The 15,587-nt window shown below is 67.1% G+C and carries 18 protein-coding genes; 14 read left to right on the forward strand and 4 right to left on the reverse strand.

Translation table 11 applies throughout. The features are described from left to right. The first annotated feature begins 89 nt into the window (after positions 1-89). From BDW41_RS01395 to BDW41_RS01415, 5 genes are all read left to right on the forward strand, one after another. Positions 90-698 (forward strand): TetR/AcrR family transcriptional regulator, encoded by a 609-nt coding sequence (locus tag BDW41_RS01395; protein WP_074547249.1) that lies wholly within the window; start codon positions 90-92, stop codon positions 696-698. 229 nt (positions 699-927) lie between these two features. Then, positions 928-2,013 (forward strand): catalase family peroxidase, encoded by a 1,086-nt coding sequence (locus tag BDW41_RS01400; protein WP_074547248.1) that lies wholly within the window; start codon positions 928-930, stop codon positions 2,011-2,013. Then, complete coding sequence (locus BDW41_RS01405; RefSeq protein ID WP_074547247.1) at positions 2,010-2,582, forward strand: cytochrome b; 573 nt, start codon at positions 2,010-2,012, stop codon at positions 2,580-2,582. The genes BDW41_RS01400 and BDW41_RS01405 overlap by 4 nt, the downstream gene beginning before the upstream one ends. A gap of 87 nt (positions 2,583-2,669) precedes the next feature. Continuing rightward, on the forward strand, positions 2,670-3,263 hold the full coding sequence (locus BDW41_RS01410; protein ID WP_074547246.1) for a TetR/AcrR family transcriptional regulator: 594 nt from the start codon (positions 2,670-2,672) through the stop codon (positions 3,261-3,263). Further along, the gene (locus BDW41_RS01415; RefSeq protein ID WP_074547245.1) at positions 3,260-3,709 is read left to right on the forward strand and encodes a PaaI family thioesterase; all 450 of its coding nucleotides are present in this window, start codon (positions 3,260-3,262) and stop codon (positions 3,707-3,709) included. Before BDW41_RS01410 ends, BDW41_RS01415 begins: the two co-directional genes overlap by 4 nt. A 4-nt stretch (positions 3,710-3,713) precedes the next feature. Here BDW41_RS01415 and BDW41_RS01420 read toward each other — a convergent pair whose 3' ends face one another. Further along, positions 3,714-4,247, reverse strand: a complete 534-nt coding sequence (locus BDW41_RS01420) for a DUF6496 domain-containing protein (RefSeq protein WP_074547244.1) — start codon at positions 4,245-4,247, stop codon at positions 3,714-3,716. A gap of 134 nt (positions 4,248-4,381) precedes the next feature. After that, positions 4,382-6,238 carry an ABC transporter ATP-binding protein gene (locus BDW41_RS01425; RefSeq protein ID WP_074547342.1) on the reverse strand — a complete coding sequence of 619 codons (1,857 nt, stop codon included), beginning with the start codon at positions 6,236-6,238 and terminating at the stop codon, positions 4,382-4,384. A 405-nt stretch (positions 6,239-6,643) separates the two neighbouring features. Between BDW41_RS01425 and BDW41_RS01430 the strand changes: the two genes are divergently transcribed. Further along, entirely contained in the window at positions 6,644-7,300 is a 657-nt protein-coding gene (locus tag BDW41_RS01430; protein ID WP_074547243.1) for a PadR family transcriptional regulator, read from the forward strand. Continuing rightward, entirely contained in the window at positions 7,293-7,673 is a 381-nt protein-coding gene (locus tag BDW41_RS01435; protein ID WP_074547242.1) for a transcriptional repressor, read from the forward strand. The genes BDW41_RS01430 and BDW41_RS01435 overlap by 8 nt, the downstream gene beginning before the upstream one ends. An 11-nt stretch (positions 7,674-7,684) precedes the next feature. Here BDW41_RS01435 and nfi read toward each other — a convergent pair whose 3' ends face one another. Beyond that, complete coding sequence (nfi, locus tag BDW41_RS01440; RefSeq protein ID WP_233496732.1) at positions 7,685-8,374, reverse strand: deoxyribonuclease V; 690 nt, start codon at positions 8,372-8,374, stop codon at positions 7,685-7,687. A gap of 100 nt (positions 8,375-8,474) precedes the next feature. Between nfi and BDW41_RS01445 the strand changes: the two genes are divergently transcribed. From BDW41_RS01445 to BDW41_RS01470, 6 genes are all read left to right on the forward strand, one after another. Further along, positions 8,475-10,910, forward strand: a complete 2,436-nt coding sequence (locus BDW41_RS01445; RefSeq protein WP_074547241.1) for a DUF3772 domain-containing protein — start codon at positions 8,475-8,477, stop codon at positions 10,908-10,910. A gap of 49 nt (positions 10,911-10,959) precedes the next feature. Continuing rightward, positions 10,960-11,775, forward strand: coding sequence for a helix-turn-helix domain-containing protein (locus tag BDW41_RS01450; RefSeq protein ID WP_074547240.1), 816 nt, complete (start codon positions 10,960-10,962; stop codon positions 11,773-11,775). 71 nt (positions 11,776-11,846) lie between these two features. Further along, complete coding sequence (locus BDW41_RS01455; protein ID WP_074547239.1) at positions 11,847-12,689, forward strand: DUF72 domain-containing protein; 843 nt, start codon at positions 11,847-11,849, stop codon at positions 12,687-12,689. Positions 12,690-12,744: 55 nt separating this feature from the next. Continuing rightward, positions 12,745-13,170 (forward strand): ribonuclease domain-containing protein, encoded by a 426-nt coding sequence (locus BDW41_RS01460; protein WP_074547238.1) that lies wholly within the window; start codon positions 12,745-12,747, stop codon positions 13,168-13,170. Further along, complete coding sequence (locus tag BDW41_RS01465; protein WP_074547237.1) at positions 13,167-13,601, forward strand: barstar family protein; 435 nt, start codon at positions 13,167-13,169, stop codon at positions 13,599-13,601. The genes BDW41_RS01460 and BDW41_RS01465 overlap by 4 nt, the downstream gene beginning before the upstream one ends. 12 nt (positions 13,602-13,613) lie before the next feature. Continuing rightward, complete coding sequence (locus tag BDW41_RS01470) at positions 13,614-13,835, forward strand: RNA-binding S4 domain-containing protein (RefSeq protein WP_074547236.1); 222 nt, start codon at positions 13,614-13,616, stop codon at positions 13,833-13,835. Here BDW41_RS01470 and BDW41_RS01475 read toward each other — a convergent pair whose 3' ends face one another. Next, entirely contained in the window at positions 13,836-14,660 is an 825-nt protein-coding gene (locus BDW41_RS01475) for an arylamine N-acetyltransferase (protein ID WP_074547235.1), read from the reverse strand. It abuts the gene before it with no gap. Between the two features lie 178 nt (positions 14,661-14,838). On the opposite strand from BDW41_RS01475, the gene msrA reads away from it, so the two are divergent. Continuing rightward, the gene (gene msrA / locus BDW41_RS01480) at positions 14,839-15,546 is read left to right on the forward strand and encodes a peptide-methionine (S)-S-oxide reductase MsrA (protein WP_233496733.1); all 708 of its coding nucleotides are present in this window, start codon (positions 14,839-14,841) and stop codon (positions 15,544-15,546) included. Positions 15,547-15,587: the final 41 nt, after the last annotated feature.

Below are 15,587 nucleotides of genomic sequence, written 5' to 3' on the forward strand. Positions count from 1 at the left end.
CATACGCCGATGAACTCTAATACATAGTTGTATTTGAGTTCAAATGCGGATTCCAATGATGACTTCCGGCACAGGTGTTAAGATGGCGCATGGCCCGCAAACGACTCACCCGCGAAGAAAGCCGCGACCAGACCCACCAGCGCCTGCTGGAGGCGGCGGCACTCGTCATCGCCAAGAAGGGCTTCGCGGCCGCCAGCGTGGAGGACATCACCGCGCAGGCCGGCTATACGCGCGGGGCGTTCTACTCCAACTTCAAGAGCAAGGCGGAGCTGTTCATCGAGCTGCTGAGCCAGGACCACCAGTGCGTACGACAGGACCTGCACCAGATCCTCGACGCCCCGCAGTCGCTGGAGGCCATCGAGGAGCAGATCACCCAGTACTACCTGCGCGTGTACCGCGACGAGAAGAACTTCATCCTGTGGGCCGAGGCACGCGTGCTGGCGCTGCGCGACGCGAAATTCCGCGCCAAGCTCAACGCGTACTGCCTGGAGAAGCGCGACGACATCGCCGACGTCATCGAGCGCTTCTACCAGATGCGCGGCAGCAAGCCGCCCGCCCCGCCCAAGGACCTGGCCTTCAGCACCATGGCGCTGATCGACGGCATGCGTTTCTTCAACGAAACCATCCCCAAGGAACTGCCGGACGAGGCCGCGCAGAACGCGCTGGGCGTGATCTTTACCTCGACCTTCTTCAAGTAGGCCGACCGCGACGCGCACGACGTGCCGCGTGCTGGCAGCAGACACCATTGACCACGCGGGCCCCTTCTTCACGCGGCGCTGCATGATGGCGGGCGGAGAATAACGGCGCCACACACTCCGGCGCCGGGGCGAGACCTCCCGGCGGCGCCCCGACTTGCCGCATCGATGTAACCGTCGGCCGCCACCGGACGAAGTCAGGATCATCCACCTGCCCATCCGGGAGTGCCGCATGACTGACCCATCCTCGCCGTCGCCATCGCACCAGCCCTGGAGGTGGGCGGTGATCGGCATCGCCGTGGCGGCGCTCGCCGCCGCCTTCGCCTATGTCGCCGGCTGGATCGCGCCGGGACGACTGACCTCGCACCGCATCGTGAATGCCTTGCAGGACAACAGCGGCGTCTATCCCGGCTACCGCCGCAACCACGCCAAGGGCGTGTGCGTGGCGGGCTACTTCGAGAGCAACGGCGCGGCGGCCACCTATTCCAAGGCCAGCGTATTCGCGGCCGGGCGCACGCCGGTGATCGGCCGGTTCGCGCTGCCCGGCGGCAACCCTTATGCGCCGGACAGCAGCGTGCCCATCCGCAGTTTCGCGCTGCGCTTTTCGCTGCCCAACGGTGAGCAATGGCGCACGGGCATGAACAGCATGCCGGTATTTCCGGTGGCGACGCCGGAAGCGTTCTACGAGCAGCTGATGGCCGCCCGACCCGACCCGGCCACGGGCAAGCCCGATCCCAAGCGCATGGGGGCGTTCTTCGCCGCGCATCCGGAAGCCGGGGCGTTTCTTGCGTGGGTAAAGACGGCCAAGCCCTCGGCGAGCTACGTCACCGAAACCTATGAAGGACTCAATGCGTTCTACTTCGTCGATGCCACGGGCAAGCGCCATCCCGTGCGCTGGAAAGTGGTGCCGGAAGCGGCGGACGACGCCGGCACCGGCCCGCAGGCCGGCGACAAGGACTATCTCGCGCGCGACCTGGAGCAGCGACTGGCGCGCGGGCCGCAGCGCTGGCGCCTGCTGGTGACACTGGGCGCCCCGGGCGACCCGATCAACGACGCCACCAAGGTGTGGCCGGCGGATCGGCACGTGATCGACGCGGGCACGCTGGTGATCGAGAGCGAGCAACCGCAGGACAGCGGCCCATGCCGCGACGTGAACTACGACCCGACCATTTTGCCCTCCGGCATCGCGATCTCCGACGATCCGCTGCTGCCGGCGCGTTCCTCCGCCTATGCGGATTCGTACCTGCGCCGCACCGGCGAGGAGGCCCACCTTCCCGGCACCGCGCACGCGGGCTCGCCTTCGGAGCAGCCGCGATGAACACACCCAAGGCCTTTCATCCGCTGGCGCGCCTGCTGCACTGGACCATGGCGGTGCTGATCCTGGCGATGCTGTTCATCGGCGTGGGCATGGTGTCCACCGTGTCCGGCAAGCACACGTGGCTGCTCGCCCTTCACAAGCCGCTGGGCGCGCTCATTTTCATCCTGGCCTTGATCCGGCTCGGCGTGCGCCTGCGTTTTCCGCCGCCGCCCCTGCCGGACGACATGCCGGCCCTGATGCGCTTCGTGGCGCATGCCTCGCACTGGCTGCTGTACGCGTTGATGCTCGCCCTGCCGCTGGTGGGTTGGGCGATGCTGTCGGCAGGCGGTTATCCGATCTCGCTGGGCGGTTCCGTGCATCTGCCGCCGATCCTTGCGGCGAACGGCGAGACCTTCGCCTGGCTGCGCGAGGCGCATCGCTATCTGGCCTATCTGCTGTTCGTCACCGTGCTCGGGCACATGGGCGCGGCGCTGTACCACGGCCTGATCCGGCGCGACGACGTGCTGCCCAGCATGACGTTTCCATCTTCGTCATCGCCGCACCACGCCGACGAGCTGCCTCCACCGTGAACGCGGGCCTGCACGGCGAACCTGCGCGGCACTTGCGACGTCCCGGTGCAATAGTATGATTTATGTCATACAACACGTGGAGCGGCCATGCGCTACGACGCCGAACACAAGCAGAAGACCCGCAGCAAGGTGCTGGAAGTGGCGGCCCAGGCCATCCGCAAGGATGGCCCCGACCGCATCGGCGTGGCCGGCGTGATGGCCGAAGCCGGCCTGACCCACGGCGGCTTCTACGCGCACTTCAAGTCGAAGGACGAACTGGTCACCGCCGCCATCGGGCAGATGTTCGAGGAATCGCGCGCACGCTTCGTGCATGAGATGGAAGGCCGCAGCCCCGCCGAGGGCCTGTCGGCCTATATCGACTTCTACCTCTCGGCCAGGCACCGCGACATGCGCGGCGCCGGCTGCCCCATGGCGGCGCTGGCCTCCGACCTGCCGCGCCTTCCCGACGATGCACGCGCGCTGTTCGCCGAGGGCGCGCGTCGCCTCACCGGCGCCTTGGCTCGCAAGTTCGAGGCCATGGCCTATGCCGATCCGCAGGCGCTGGCGCGCTCCACCGTGTCCGAACTGGTGGGCGCCTTGTCGCTGGCCCGCGTGGAAACCGACACGCAACGCTCCGACGCCATTCTTGCCGACTCGCGCCGGTTGCTGAAGCAGCGCCTGGGGCTGGAGCCTACCGCATGAGCATGATCACCGAGATCGGCCAGGGCATGAGCGGGCTGGAACAGTTGCGCGCCTTCATCGCCTCCGGCCTGCGGCCCGGCATCGGCGATTCGCTGGATTTCGACCTGGTGGAAGTGGGCGACGGCATCGCCGTATTCGCCGGCACGCCCGGCCCGCACGCCTACAACCCCATGGGCGTCGTGCACGGCGGCTATTTCGCCACCTTGCTCGATTCTGCCTGCGGCTGCGCCGTGCACTCGCGATTGAGCGCGCAACAGGCGTATACCTCGCTGGAATTGAAAGTGGCCTTCCACAAGGCGATGACGCGCGACACCGGCCGCGTTCGCGCGGAAGGCCGCGTGCGCAGCATCGGCCGACGCGTGGCCTTTGCCGAAGCCAACCTGGTCGATGCCGAGGGCCGTCTCTACGGCTCGGCCACGTCCACCCTGCTGGTGTTCGACCGCTGATGCACTAACGCGTGCGTCCGCGCATGGCGCGGGTGCGCGCCGCGCGCGTGGCACCGGCCGCACGGGTCGTGGCACGCGTACGTGCTGCCTTCTTCGCCGCCGTCTTGCGCTTGGCCGGCCCCTTGGTGCGGGCCGCCTTCCTCGCGGCGTCGGCACGCTCCGCGGGGCTGCGCCCGGCGGCGGCTTCCTTCGCATGCTCGGACAGGGCCGCCTTCGATGCGGCGGCGCCGCCTTCGCGCTTCAGCGCATCCAGCGTCGCGCGGCTGCGCTTGGCTGAACTCTCCTTGCTCGCCGAGGTTTTCTTCGTCACGGGTTTCCTGCGGCTGGCGCTGCCGCCTTGCTTGGCTGGCACCGCGATGCCGGCGCGTCGCGCCTCCGACAGCCCGATGGCGATGGCCTGCTCCGTAGAGCGGGCGCCGTGCTTGCCTTCGCGAATGTGCTCGATTTCCTCGCGCACGAATTCACCGGCCTGTGTACTGGCCGACTTGCCCTCGCGCCTGTCCTTGCGGGCGCGTGCCAAGGCTCGTTCTGTAGGCATATCGCGGCTCCCATGAAGGTGAACGGGCATGCTGACGCGCGTGCCGTGAAAGACGGAACAAATAAAGCTCAAGTCTTCGCGAGCGTTCATGCGCATGGCAGGGCACGCTGCGACAGCGGTGCGATGCCCGCGCGTTACGCGGGTACGTTGTCCTCCGCCGGGTCCTCCACCGCCACGAAGCCGCCCGTCTGCCGCTGCCAGAGACGCGCATACAGGCCGCCGCGCGCGATCAGCTCCGCATGCGTGCCGGTTTCCACGATCTGGCCCTTGTCCATCACCACCAGTCGATCCATGCGCGCGATGGTGGAAAGCCGGTGGGCGATGGCGATCACCGTCTTGCCGCGCATGAGCACTTCCAGGCTGTCCTGGATGGCCGCCTCGGCGTCGGAATCGAGCGCGGAGGTCGCCTCGTCCAGCACCAGGATGGGCGCGTCCTTCAGCAGCACGCGCGCGATGGCGATGCGCTGGCGCTGGCCGCCGCTGAGCTTCACGCCGCGCTCGCCCACGTGCGCGTCGTAGCCCACGCGTCCTTCGCCGTCGACCAGCTGCGGGATGAATTCGTCCGCACGCGCCTTGCGCACGGCCTCCATCACCTGCGCCTCGCTGGCGTCCGGACGTCCATACAGCAGGTTGTCGCGGATGGAACGGTGCAGCAGCGAGGTATCCTGCGTGACCACGCCGATCTGCGCACGCAGGCTTTCCTGCGCCACCTGCGCGATGTCCTGGCCGTCGATCAGGATGCGCCCGCCTTCGAGGTCGTACAGCCGCAGCAGCACGTTCACCAGGGTGGATTTGCCCGCGCCCGAAGGGCCGACCAGGCCGATCTTCTCGCCGCCGCGCACGTGCAGATCCAGGCCGGAAATCACGCCCCCCTGCTTGCCGTAATGGAAATGGATGTCCTCGAAGCGCACGCTGCCTTCGGTGACTTCCAGCGGCATGGCGCCTTCGCGATCCTGCACGGCGCGCGGTTTCGCAATCGTCTCGATGCCGTCCTGCACCGTGCCCACGTTCTCGAAGATGCCGTTGATCACCCACATGATCCAGCCGGACATGTTGTTGATGCGGATCACCAGCCCCGTGCTCAGCGCAATCGCACCCACCGTGACCTTGCCCTGGCTCCACAGCCACAAGGCCAGCGCCGAGGTGCCGACGATAAGGAAACCATTGAGCGTGGTGATGGTGGCGTCCATCGCCGTGGTCAGGCGCGTCATGGCCCGCATGCGCTTGATCTGCTCGCCCATGGCATCGGCCACGTAGGCCTCTTCGCGCTGCGTGTGCGCGAACAGCTTGAGCGTGAGGATGTTGCTGTAGCCGTCCACGATGCGGCCCATCAGGCGCGAACGCGCCTCGGACTGGCGCCACGAACGCTCCTTGGTGCGCGGCACGAAATAGCGCAGCGTGGCCACATAGGCCACCAGCCACACGATCAGCGGCACGGCGAGCCAGTAGTCAGCCTTGGCGAACATGACGATGGCGCTGCCGGTGTAGATGGCGACGTACCAGATGGCATCGACGATCTGCACCGCCGATTCGCGCAGCGCCCCGGAGGTCTGCATGATGCGGTTGGCGATGCGGCCCGCGTAGTCGTTCTGGAAGAAGCCCAGGCTTTGCCGGATCACATAGCGATGGTTCTGCCAGCGGATGCGGTTGGTGAGGTTGGGCACGATGGCCTGGTTCACCAGCAGGTCGTGCAGGCCGATCAGCACCGGGCGCGCGATCAACGCCACGAAGCCCATCCACAGCAGCTCGTTGCCGTGCAGCCGGAAGAAATCCGCCACCGGCGCGCCCTTGGCCATGTCCACGATGCTGCCGATGAAGCCGAACAGCGACACCTCCACCAGCGCCACGCCAAAGCCCACCACCAGCGCGGCGGCGAACACCGGCCACACCTGGCGCAGGTAGAACACATAGAACCGCCACACCGACGGCGGCGGCATGCCATCGACGGGCTCCTTGAAGGCGTCGATCAGCGATTCGAACCAGCGGAGCAGCATGGGGTCGTCCTTGGGGGTGGGGCGTGGGGAATGGTTATGGGGTGAAGGCGCGGTGGGGGTGTTTCAAGGTTTTGGGGCCCGTGGTTGTCACGATGGCGAACAGGCGCCTCGCATGGATGCCGCGATGAGGCGCTGGATTCCGGCCTGCGCCGGAATGACGGTCACACGGAGCTGCACCTGGGAAGGCTCCGCGTCTCTCGCACGTTGGTTCTTGCGTGCTGAACGCGCCACAGCGGAGCCGCTGGCTTTGAGCCACCAAATACCTTCATAACCGTCATTCCGGCGCAGGCCGGAATCCAGCGCCTTACCGCCCGAGCAGGCGAAAACCCACCCAGCCCCTTGCATTCCCCAAAACTAACGATATATCTTAAGACTGTTACTTACGATATATCGGAGACTGTCATGGGATTTCGTCATTTCTTTGAGCACCACCATCACCACCACGGCCGCCACGGCTACTGCCGCGACGGCTTCGAGGGCCGCGAGGCCTGGGCCCGCGAGGCCATGGGTATCGGACGGGGCCGTGGTCGCCGCGGGTTTGGCGACGACGAGGGCGAAGGCGGCTGGGGCGGCATGGGTGGTCGATTCCGCGGCGGACGCGTGTTCGGCCACGGCGACCTCAAGCTCATCCTGCTCGCCCTGATCGCCGAGCAGCCGCGCCACGGCTACGAGCTGATCCGCACCATCGAGGAGATGTTCGACGGCGCCTACGCCCCCAGCCCCGGCGCGGTCTACCCCACCCTCACCCTGCTGGAGGAACTGGGCCACGCCAGCGTGCAGAACGACGACGGCAAGAAGCTCTACACCATCACCGAGGAAGGCAAGGCGTTCCTGGCCGAGAACAAGGAAGCGGTGGACGCGGTGATGTCGCGCATGGAGCAGACCGCCAAGATGTTCGCCCGCGCCGCCGCGCCGATGGCGCTGCGCGAAGCGATGCACAACCTCAAGCGCGCCCTGTTCATGCACGGCGGCCCGTGGAACGCAGAGGAAGTGAAGCGCATCGTCGGCATCATCAAGCGGGCCGCGGACGAGATCGTCAACGGCAAGAAGGATGCGTGAGCGCCTGCCCATGACCACCGCGCCAGTTGTCGATGTTCCATCGCTGCTGGCGCGCGTGGGCATGCGCGCCACGCCGCCGCGCCTGGCGATCTGGCAGGTTCTGCACGATGCGGACGGCGAGCCCGACGCGGTGGAACTGCTGCGTCGGGCGCAATGCCTCGAACCGCGCACCAGCCTCGGCACGGTGTACCGCTTCCTGCGCGAACTGGAGCTGCATGGCCTGGCCAGTTCGCGCCCCGTCGCGCACGAACGTTCGCGCTGGCGTCTGGGCGCATCGGCCGAATCGACGTCCAGGAACACCGAGGCCGTCGCCGCCGTGGCCCGTCTGGCGGCGGCCTTCGGCTATCGGCTGGTGCCTGTCGCCAACGTCTGAGTCCGCTCGCCTCAGCGCCGCAGGCTGTCACGCCGCGACGCCAGCCGATCGGCGAGCCGCGTTGGCTCGGGCAGCCGGTATTTCGTGCCGAACGCGAGCACCAGTTCGGGCGCTGTCGCCATGCTGACGCGATGGCCCGGCGACACGATCAGCGGACGGATGCGGTCCTTGCTGCGCAGGACGCAACCGATTACCTCGCCCTTGTACTTCAGCGGCTGGCGATCACCGCGATGCGGGCCGACCTCGCCGTGCACGCCGACCAGGATCGACTTGGCCACGCCTATCGTGGGCAGGCCCGTGACCACGCCCAGATGCGCGGCGATACCCAGGCGCCGCGGATGCGCAATGCCATGTCCGTCGACGAAGACCAGGTCCGGTGCTTCCGGCAGCTCGGCCAGCGCCTGCAGGACCGCGGGCAGTTCGCGGAAGGAAAGCAGGCCGGGGATATAGGGCATGCGCGTCGGCTGTCGCGCCACCACCTCGGCCACCGGTTCGCGCGTCTGCGCGTCGAGCAGCACCGCGGCAGCGCGCGTCACGGCGCCGCCGTCCTCGAAGCCCACGTCCACGCCGGCCACGCGCCGCAGAGGCGGATAGTCGTCCTGCAGCCGCACCTGCGCAGCCAGCTCGGTCTGCAACCGGCGCGCCTTCGCCACGTCGCCGTCCCACGGCGGCATCCCAAGCGTCATGTCGATCGAAGTCATCACGACAGCGTGAATGCCGGCGAATCAATGAACCGTCAAGGCCCCATTTCAGAACATTTATTCATTGACCGCTTCGGGGGCGGCCCGGATCATGCGGCGCATGCCTATCGCGTATCGCCTGCTGCTGATCCTCCTCGTCGCCATCGGCGGCGCTTCCCCACTGTTCGCCCAGGACGCGCAGACCAGCGCGCAGATCCAGCAGACGACGCTCGCCACACCCGACCAGCTGAGCGCGCAGCTGGACAAGATCAAGCAGACGCTCACCGACAAGACCAAGCTGACCGATGAAACACTGACTGCCGCGCGCACCGCCGTGCAGAACGTGCAGCAGCAGGCTGACCAGCTCACCACCAGCCTTGCCCCGCAGGCCGACGCGCTGAAGGGCAAGCTCGACGTGCTGGGCCCCGCGCCGGAGAAGGGCGCGCCGGCCGAAGCCCCGGAAGTGGCGAGCCAGCGCAAGCAGCTGTTGAAGCAGCAGACCGACCTCACCGGGCAGATCACGCAGGCGAAGCTGTTGAGCCGCGAGAGCCTGCAATTGCTCACGGATATCGGCGCGCTGCGCCGCGAGCTGTTCAATGCCGAGATCAGCCAGCGCACCGCTTCGCCTCTCAGCGGCGCGTTCTGGACCCGCCTCGGGCAAAGTTTTCCGGATGACCGCGCCGGCTTCGGCCAGTTATGGAATGCGCTGAAGGGCGCCATCGTGCAGGCCTGGCAACCGGCCAATCGCCTGCCGTTCATCGCATGCCTGCTCGCCGCCATCGCGCTGTTCGCCGGCGGGCGCCGCCTGCTGGAACACAAGATGCTGGACATGGCGGCGCGCTATCTGCCGTCGGGCCATCTGCGCCGCAGCGCCATGGCCCTGCTGGTGACCCTGGGCACCATGCTGGTGTATGGCGTGGCCGCGTGGCTGCTGTATCTGGCGGTGAACTGGAACGGCGTGCTCGACCAGGACCTGGACGACCTGGTGCATCCGCTGGTGACGCTGATGTTCTTCGTCGCCGCCATGGCGGGCCTCGGCCGCGCGCTGTTGATGGTCAAGCACCCGTCGTGGCGCCTGCCGCCGGTCTCGGACGATCTGGCCAAACGCCTGCGGCCCTTCCCAGCCGCCGTGGCGTACAGCGCCTTGCTGCTGGGCATCATCGAGCGCGTCACCAACGACATCGGCGCCAGCCTCGCCACCACCATGGCGGCCAATGCACTGGCCGCCACGCTGATCGGCTGCCTGGTCGGTTACGCGCTGATCCAGATGAGCCGCGCCCGCCGCACCCTGCTCGCCGCGGGCGAAACGCCGGCCGAACGCCCGCTGTGGGTGGGTCTGCTGGTGTTGTGCGCCATTCTTGGCGTGCTGATCACCCTGCTCGCGGTGCTCACCGGCTATATCGCGCTGAGCTTCTACGTGGCGCGGCAGATGATCCGCGCCGGCTTCCTGATCGCCGCGCTGTATGTATTCATGCATCTGGTCAACGACCTGTGCGAATCGCTGCTGTCGCCGGAGTCGCGTACCGGCCAGCGCATGCAGGAGAACTTCGGCATCTCGCCGCCTCGCCTGGAGCAGGCGGCCACCGTGCTGTCGGGCATCAGCCGCGCCTTTTTGCTGCTGCTCGCCATTCCGCTGATCCTCGCGCCCTACGGCGCCGGCGCCGACGAACTGGTGGATCGCGGCACCAAGATCTTCAGCGGGCTGTCGCTGGGCACGCTCACCATCAACCCCACCAGCATCTTCAACGCCCTGCTGGTGCTGGTGGTGGGCGCCGTCATCGTGCGACTGATCAAGCGCTGGCTCAGCCAGCAGCTGCTGCCCAAGACCTCGCTGGACGTGGGCATGCAGACGTCCATCGTCACCCTGCTGGGTTACGTGGGCGGCATCCTGGTGTTCGTGCTGGTGCTTGGTGCGCTGAAGGTGGACGTGCAGAGCATCGCCTGGGTCGCCAGTGCGCTGTCGGTGGGTATCGGTTTTGGCCTGCAGGCCATCGTGCAGAACTTCATCTCCGGCCTGATCCTGCTGGCCGAGCGCCCGGTGAAGGTGGGCGACTGGGTCAGCATCAGCGGCGTGGAAGGCGACATCAAGCGCATCAACGTGCGCGCCACCGAGATCCAGCAGGGCGACCGCTCCACGGTGATCGTGCCCAACTCGCAGCTGATCACCCAGAACGTGCGCAACGTGACGCTGGCCAATGCGCAGGGACGCGTGCAGATCCGCCTGCCGATGCCGCTGAGCAGCGATGCGGCCAAGGTGCGGCAGATCATCTTCGACATCTTGCGCAACCATACCGTGACGCTCAACACGCCCTCGCCCAGCGTCACCCTGGACAGCATCGACGCGGGCTCAATGATGTTCGTGTGCACGGCCTATGTGAGCAATCCGCGCGATGCCGGCACGGTGAAGAGCGATCTCTTGTTCGAGATCATCGACCGGCTGCGCAAGGCCGACCAGCCGCTCTCCACGCCGCAGGACATGGTAGTGCGCACCATGCAGCACGACCCCGCCACGGCGCCCATTCCCTCCACCACGGTCGTGCCGGGACAGAACACCTGACAGCGACATGCCATCGGCCTAGACTCCGAAGACCACCCGGAGTCAGCGGATGGGACATCACGCCGTTGTACCCGCGCCACCGCTCGATGCCCTGGTGTCCCGCTTGTGGGACTGGGACATGCCGCCGGCCGCGCACCACTACGAGCGCGTGCTGCCCGTGCCGGGCGCGGCGCTGATCATCAACCTGCACGAGAACGAAACGCGCACCTACAGCGACGACGCGGAACGTCGCTGTGTTCGGGCGGCGGCGTCGGTCATCGGCGGCCCCTGCCTGCGCAGCCAGATCATCGATACCGCCGAGCAGGTGCGCGTGATGGGCGTGGTGTTCCGTCCCGGCGGCGCGCACGCCTTCACCGGTGAGGACCACGAAAGCCTGGTCTCACAGGACATCGGGCTGGAAGACATCTTCGGCAGCAGCGCGCACCGGCTGCGCGAACAGCTGCTGGACACCGCTTGCGCGCATGCACGACTGGCCGTGCTGGAACAGTGGCTGCTCGCGCACATGCGCATGCCGAGACTGGCGCCCGAAGTGCGGTACGCACTCGGCGAGATCGACGCGCGACCGCAAGTAACGCGCATCGGCGCGCTGGTGCGCGACACCGGCATGTCCGACTACCGATTCGGTCGCCTGTTCCGCCGCCAGGTCGGCATGGGGCCGAAGCGCTATGCACGGCTCATGCGCTTTCGCGGCGTGGTCGACGCCGTGTACCGCTCGGCCGCCGTGGACTGGAGCGCCGTCGCCCTCGATGGCGGCTACGGCGACCAGTCGCATCTGGTGCACGAGTTCCGCGCCTTCGCCGGCATGACGCCCACGGCCTTCATGGCCGCCCGCGGGCCGTATCCCAACCACCTGCCGCTGGACTAGGGCCTGTTAACCCTAGGAACCCTTTCACTTTCGCCGTGGCATCATGCCCGTCCTTCAGCGAGGCCCCGACCATGCCCAGCGATCTGTTTTCGCCAGCTCCCAGCCAAGGCCCGGCTTCGCGCATCCGCGTGGGCATCGGCGGCTGGAACTTCGCCCCCTGGCGCAACAACTTCTATCCGGCGGGGCTGGTGCAGCGGCGCGAACTGGAATACGCCAGTCGCCATCTTCGCGCCATCGAGATCAACGGCACCTACTATGGCGCGCAGAAGCCGGCCACCTATGCGAAATGGGCGTCCGAAACGCCGGACGATTTCGTCTTCTCGCTGAAGGCGCCGCGTTACATCACCGAGGGCAAGCGGCTGGCCGATGCGGGCCGCGGCATCGACGGCTTCGTCTTCGGCGGCCTGGCCGAGTTCGGCAACCGGCTGGGCCCGGTGCTGTGGCAGTTCACGCCCTCGCGCGCGTTCGATGCCAACGACCTTGCCGCCTTCCTCGACATGCTGCCGCGCGAACTCAACGGCCAGCCCATGCGGCATGTGCTGGAAGTGCGCCACCGCAGCTTCCTAGACGAGCGCTACGTGGAGCTGGCGCGCTCGTACCGCATCCCTACCGTGTTCACCGATTCGCCGCAATATCCTTCGCTGGCCGACCTTACCGGCGACTTTGCCTATGCACGCCTGATGCGCAGCGAATCGCACATAGAAACCGGTTACGCGCCCGCCGATCTCGACGCCTGGAGCCAACGCGCACGCGCCTGGGCGGAAGGCTGCGACCTGCCGGAACTGCCGCACATGGCGGCGCCGCGCGCATCGGGCAATCCGCGCGACGTATTCGTCTACTTCATCAGCAGCGCCAAGGAGCGCAATCCCGCCGCCGCCATGGCGCTGCAGCAGCGGGTCGACGCCGAAGGTTGATGCCGGCGCGGTGCCAAGGGACTAAACTCCCGCCACTCCGCCCAGGCTGTCCGTCATGCGCTCAATCAAACCCCTGCTCCTGCTTGCGGTGCTGGCCGTCGCCGCGCTGCTGTGGGGCCGTCACTCGCCCGAGCCGTCGCCGCAGGGCACGGCGCTTCCGCAGAACGCATCGGTCCCGCGCCCTGCGGGCGGCGCGACCAACACGCTGCCTTCGTTCCTTCCGCCGGAAGCCGCCGACACCCTGCGCCGCATCGCCAGCGGCGGACCGTTCCAGCACCGCCAGGACGGCGTGGTGTTCCAGAACCGCGAACATCGGCTGCCCGCGATGCCCGAGGGCTATTACCACGAGTACACCGTGGACACGCCCGGTCTCGATTACCGCGGCGCACGCCGCATCATCACCGGCGGCACGCCACCGCAGGTCTACTACTACACCGATGACCACTACCGCACGTTTCGCCCGTTCGAGGTATCCCGATGAACGCGCAATTTGATCTGGACTTCGGCGACGCCCAGCACGGCGGCATCTTCTTCGTCACCAGCGAAGACCTGGAACCGCTGGCCGAAGCCGCCGGCATGCAGGGCCTGCGCGTCTGCCGCGTCAGCCTTGCCGACTACACCGACCGCGATGCCCTGTTCGACCGCCTCACCCAGGCACTGCGCCTGCCAGCGGATTTCGGCCGCAACTGGGATGCGCTCGCCGACAGCATGCGCGATCTCTCGTGGCTCAAGGCCACCGGCTACATCCTGCTGTTCGACCGCGCGGAAGACATGCGCGATCGCAACGAGGAAGATTTCGACACGCTGCTCGACATCCTCGAGGAAGCGGTCGACTACTGGCAGGAAGCCGACGCCCCCTTCTTCGTGTTCTTCGCGCTGCCCGAAAGCGCGTTCGACGACAACGACGCCTGATACCGACGCCCCATGCAAGAACTCGATTTCGAACTGGACCGCGACTACGTCGAACTCAACCAGCTGCTGAAGCTGGTGGGCCTGTGCGACAGCGGCGGCGCCGGCAAGGCCATCGTGGCGTCCGGCGCCGTCTACGTGGACGGCGAGCAGGAGCTGCGCAAGACCTGCAAGATCCATGCGGGCCAGGTGGTGCAGGTGGAGGACTTCGTCATCCACGTGCACGCGATCGACTGATCAGGCAACGGCCACCGGCAAGGCATCGAGCTTCGCATCGAGCAGCGGCGACGCCGGCAGGCGGATGCCGAACTGCTCCTCCAGTACGCGCCTGATCTCTTCCGTGCCCTGCAGGCTGCGGCGCACGGAAGGCTGCCCCAGCGCATGCACCGCGAACTCCCGGTTGCGCAGGGCCAGGCGACGATCCGCTAGCGTGCGCGCGGCGATCAGCTGGTGCAGAAAGTGCGACTCGGGATACGTCGAGGTGAAGTGGTTGGCCACCACATAGTCGATCCGCTCGGCCGGCTGCAGGCGAAAGCGATACAGCGTGCGCCACTCGTCCTGCACCTGCGCCTGCATGCGCCAATGGACCCCGTCCGTCACCAGGCGAAACGGCTCCAGCGAGGTCGGCTGCGCCTCGTCCACCACCAGCCGCAACGCGCCGCCCAGCGCCATGCTGCCGAAGCCCACGTCGGCCAGCCAGCTTTCGCCTTCCACTTCCACGCGCAACAGCATGTGCGTCTGCGCCACCTCGGCGTCCTCGGGCTTGTTCCACAACACGCGCGCGATCAGTCCCGTCGCCTCGAAACCGATGGCTTGCAGCACCGCGAGGAACAACCCGTTCTGTTCGAAGCAGTAGCCGCCGCGCTGCTGCTTCACCAGCTTGTCTTCGATGGCGGATAGATCCAGCGATACCGGCACGCCCATCAGCGGGTCGAGATTCTCGAACGGAATGGCAGCGATGTGCGCCGTCGCGAGCGCGCGCAAGGTGGCCACGTCCACCCTGGGTTCGCCGGAGAAGCCGATGCGTTGCAGGTAAGCGTCCAGGTCGAGCGAATGCGTCATGGGGATGACCGCGGCAGGGAATGGCGCACCATAACACCGCCTTGCCGCCGCCTTCGCACGCCGATGGTCATGGCGTGCCAGCATCGGCGTAACCGGAAGCGGTCCGGCAGCGAATAAGGAAGCAGAACCCGCCAACCGTGGCGGCCTGTTGTCCCTCCCTTCGATGGAGCGTTCCTTCATGAGCATCCGCCGATTCAAGCTGTTCCCGGCCCTCGCGGGCCTGTTGCTGATGACCGGCCTGGGCGCCTGCACGCTGGCCACCGCCGGCAGCAGCGGCGCACCGCTGCCCGATCCCGCCGTCGATGCGGCCCCCGCCCAGGACGACCAGGTCGCCGTGCTCGCGGGCGGCTGTTTCTGGGGCCTGCAGTCCGTGTTCGAGCACGTCAAAGGCGTGAAGAAGGTGCTGGCCGGCTACTCCGGCGGCGCCGCGAACACGGCCGAGTACGACCGTGTCAGCGACGGCGATACCGGCCACGCCGAGTCGGTGAAGATCGTCTACGATCCCAGCAAGGTCAGCTACGGGCAATTGCTCAAGGTCTACTTCGCCGTCGCCACCGACCCGACCACGCTCAACCGGCAGGGCCCGGACGTTGGCACGCAGTACCGCTCCGCGATCTTCTACGGCAACGACGAACAGAAGCGCATCGCCACAGCCTACATCGCGCAACTGAGCGCGGCGCATGCGTTCGAGGATCCCATCGTGACGCAGGTCGTGCCGCTCAAGGGTTTCTACGTAGCCGAGTCCTATCACCAGGACTACGCCAAGCGACACCCCGACGATGCCTACATCGTGTTCAACGATGCACCCAAGGTCGCGCACCTGAAACAGCAGTTCCCCGCGTTGTACCAGCCTGACCGCGAAGTAGTCAGCGTGGTGCTGCATTGAGCACTGTATGCCACAAGGTCATTCCCATCCTATAAGCGGGT

Origin of the sequence: Dyella sp. AtDHG13, assembly GCF_003201105.1 — a bacterium.
In the GTDB taxonomy this organism is placed as follows: domain Bacteria; phylum Pseudomonadota; class Gammaproteobacteria; order Xanthomonadales; family Rhodanobacteraceae; genus Dyella; species Dyella jiangningensis_B.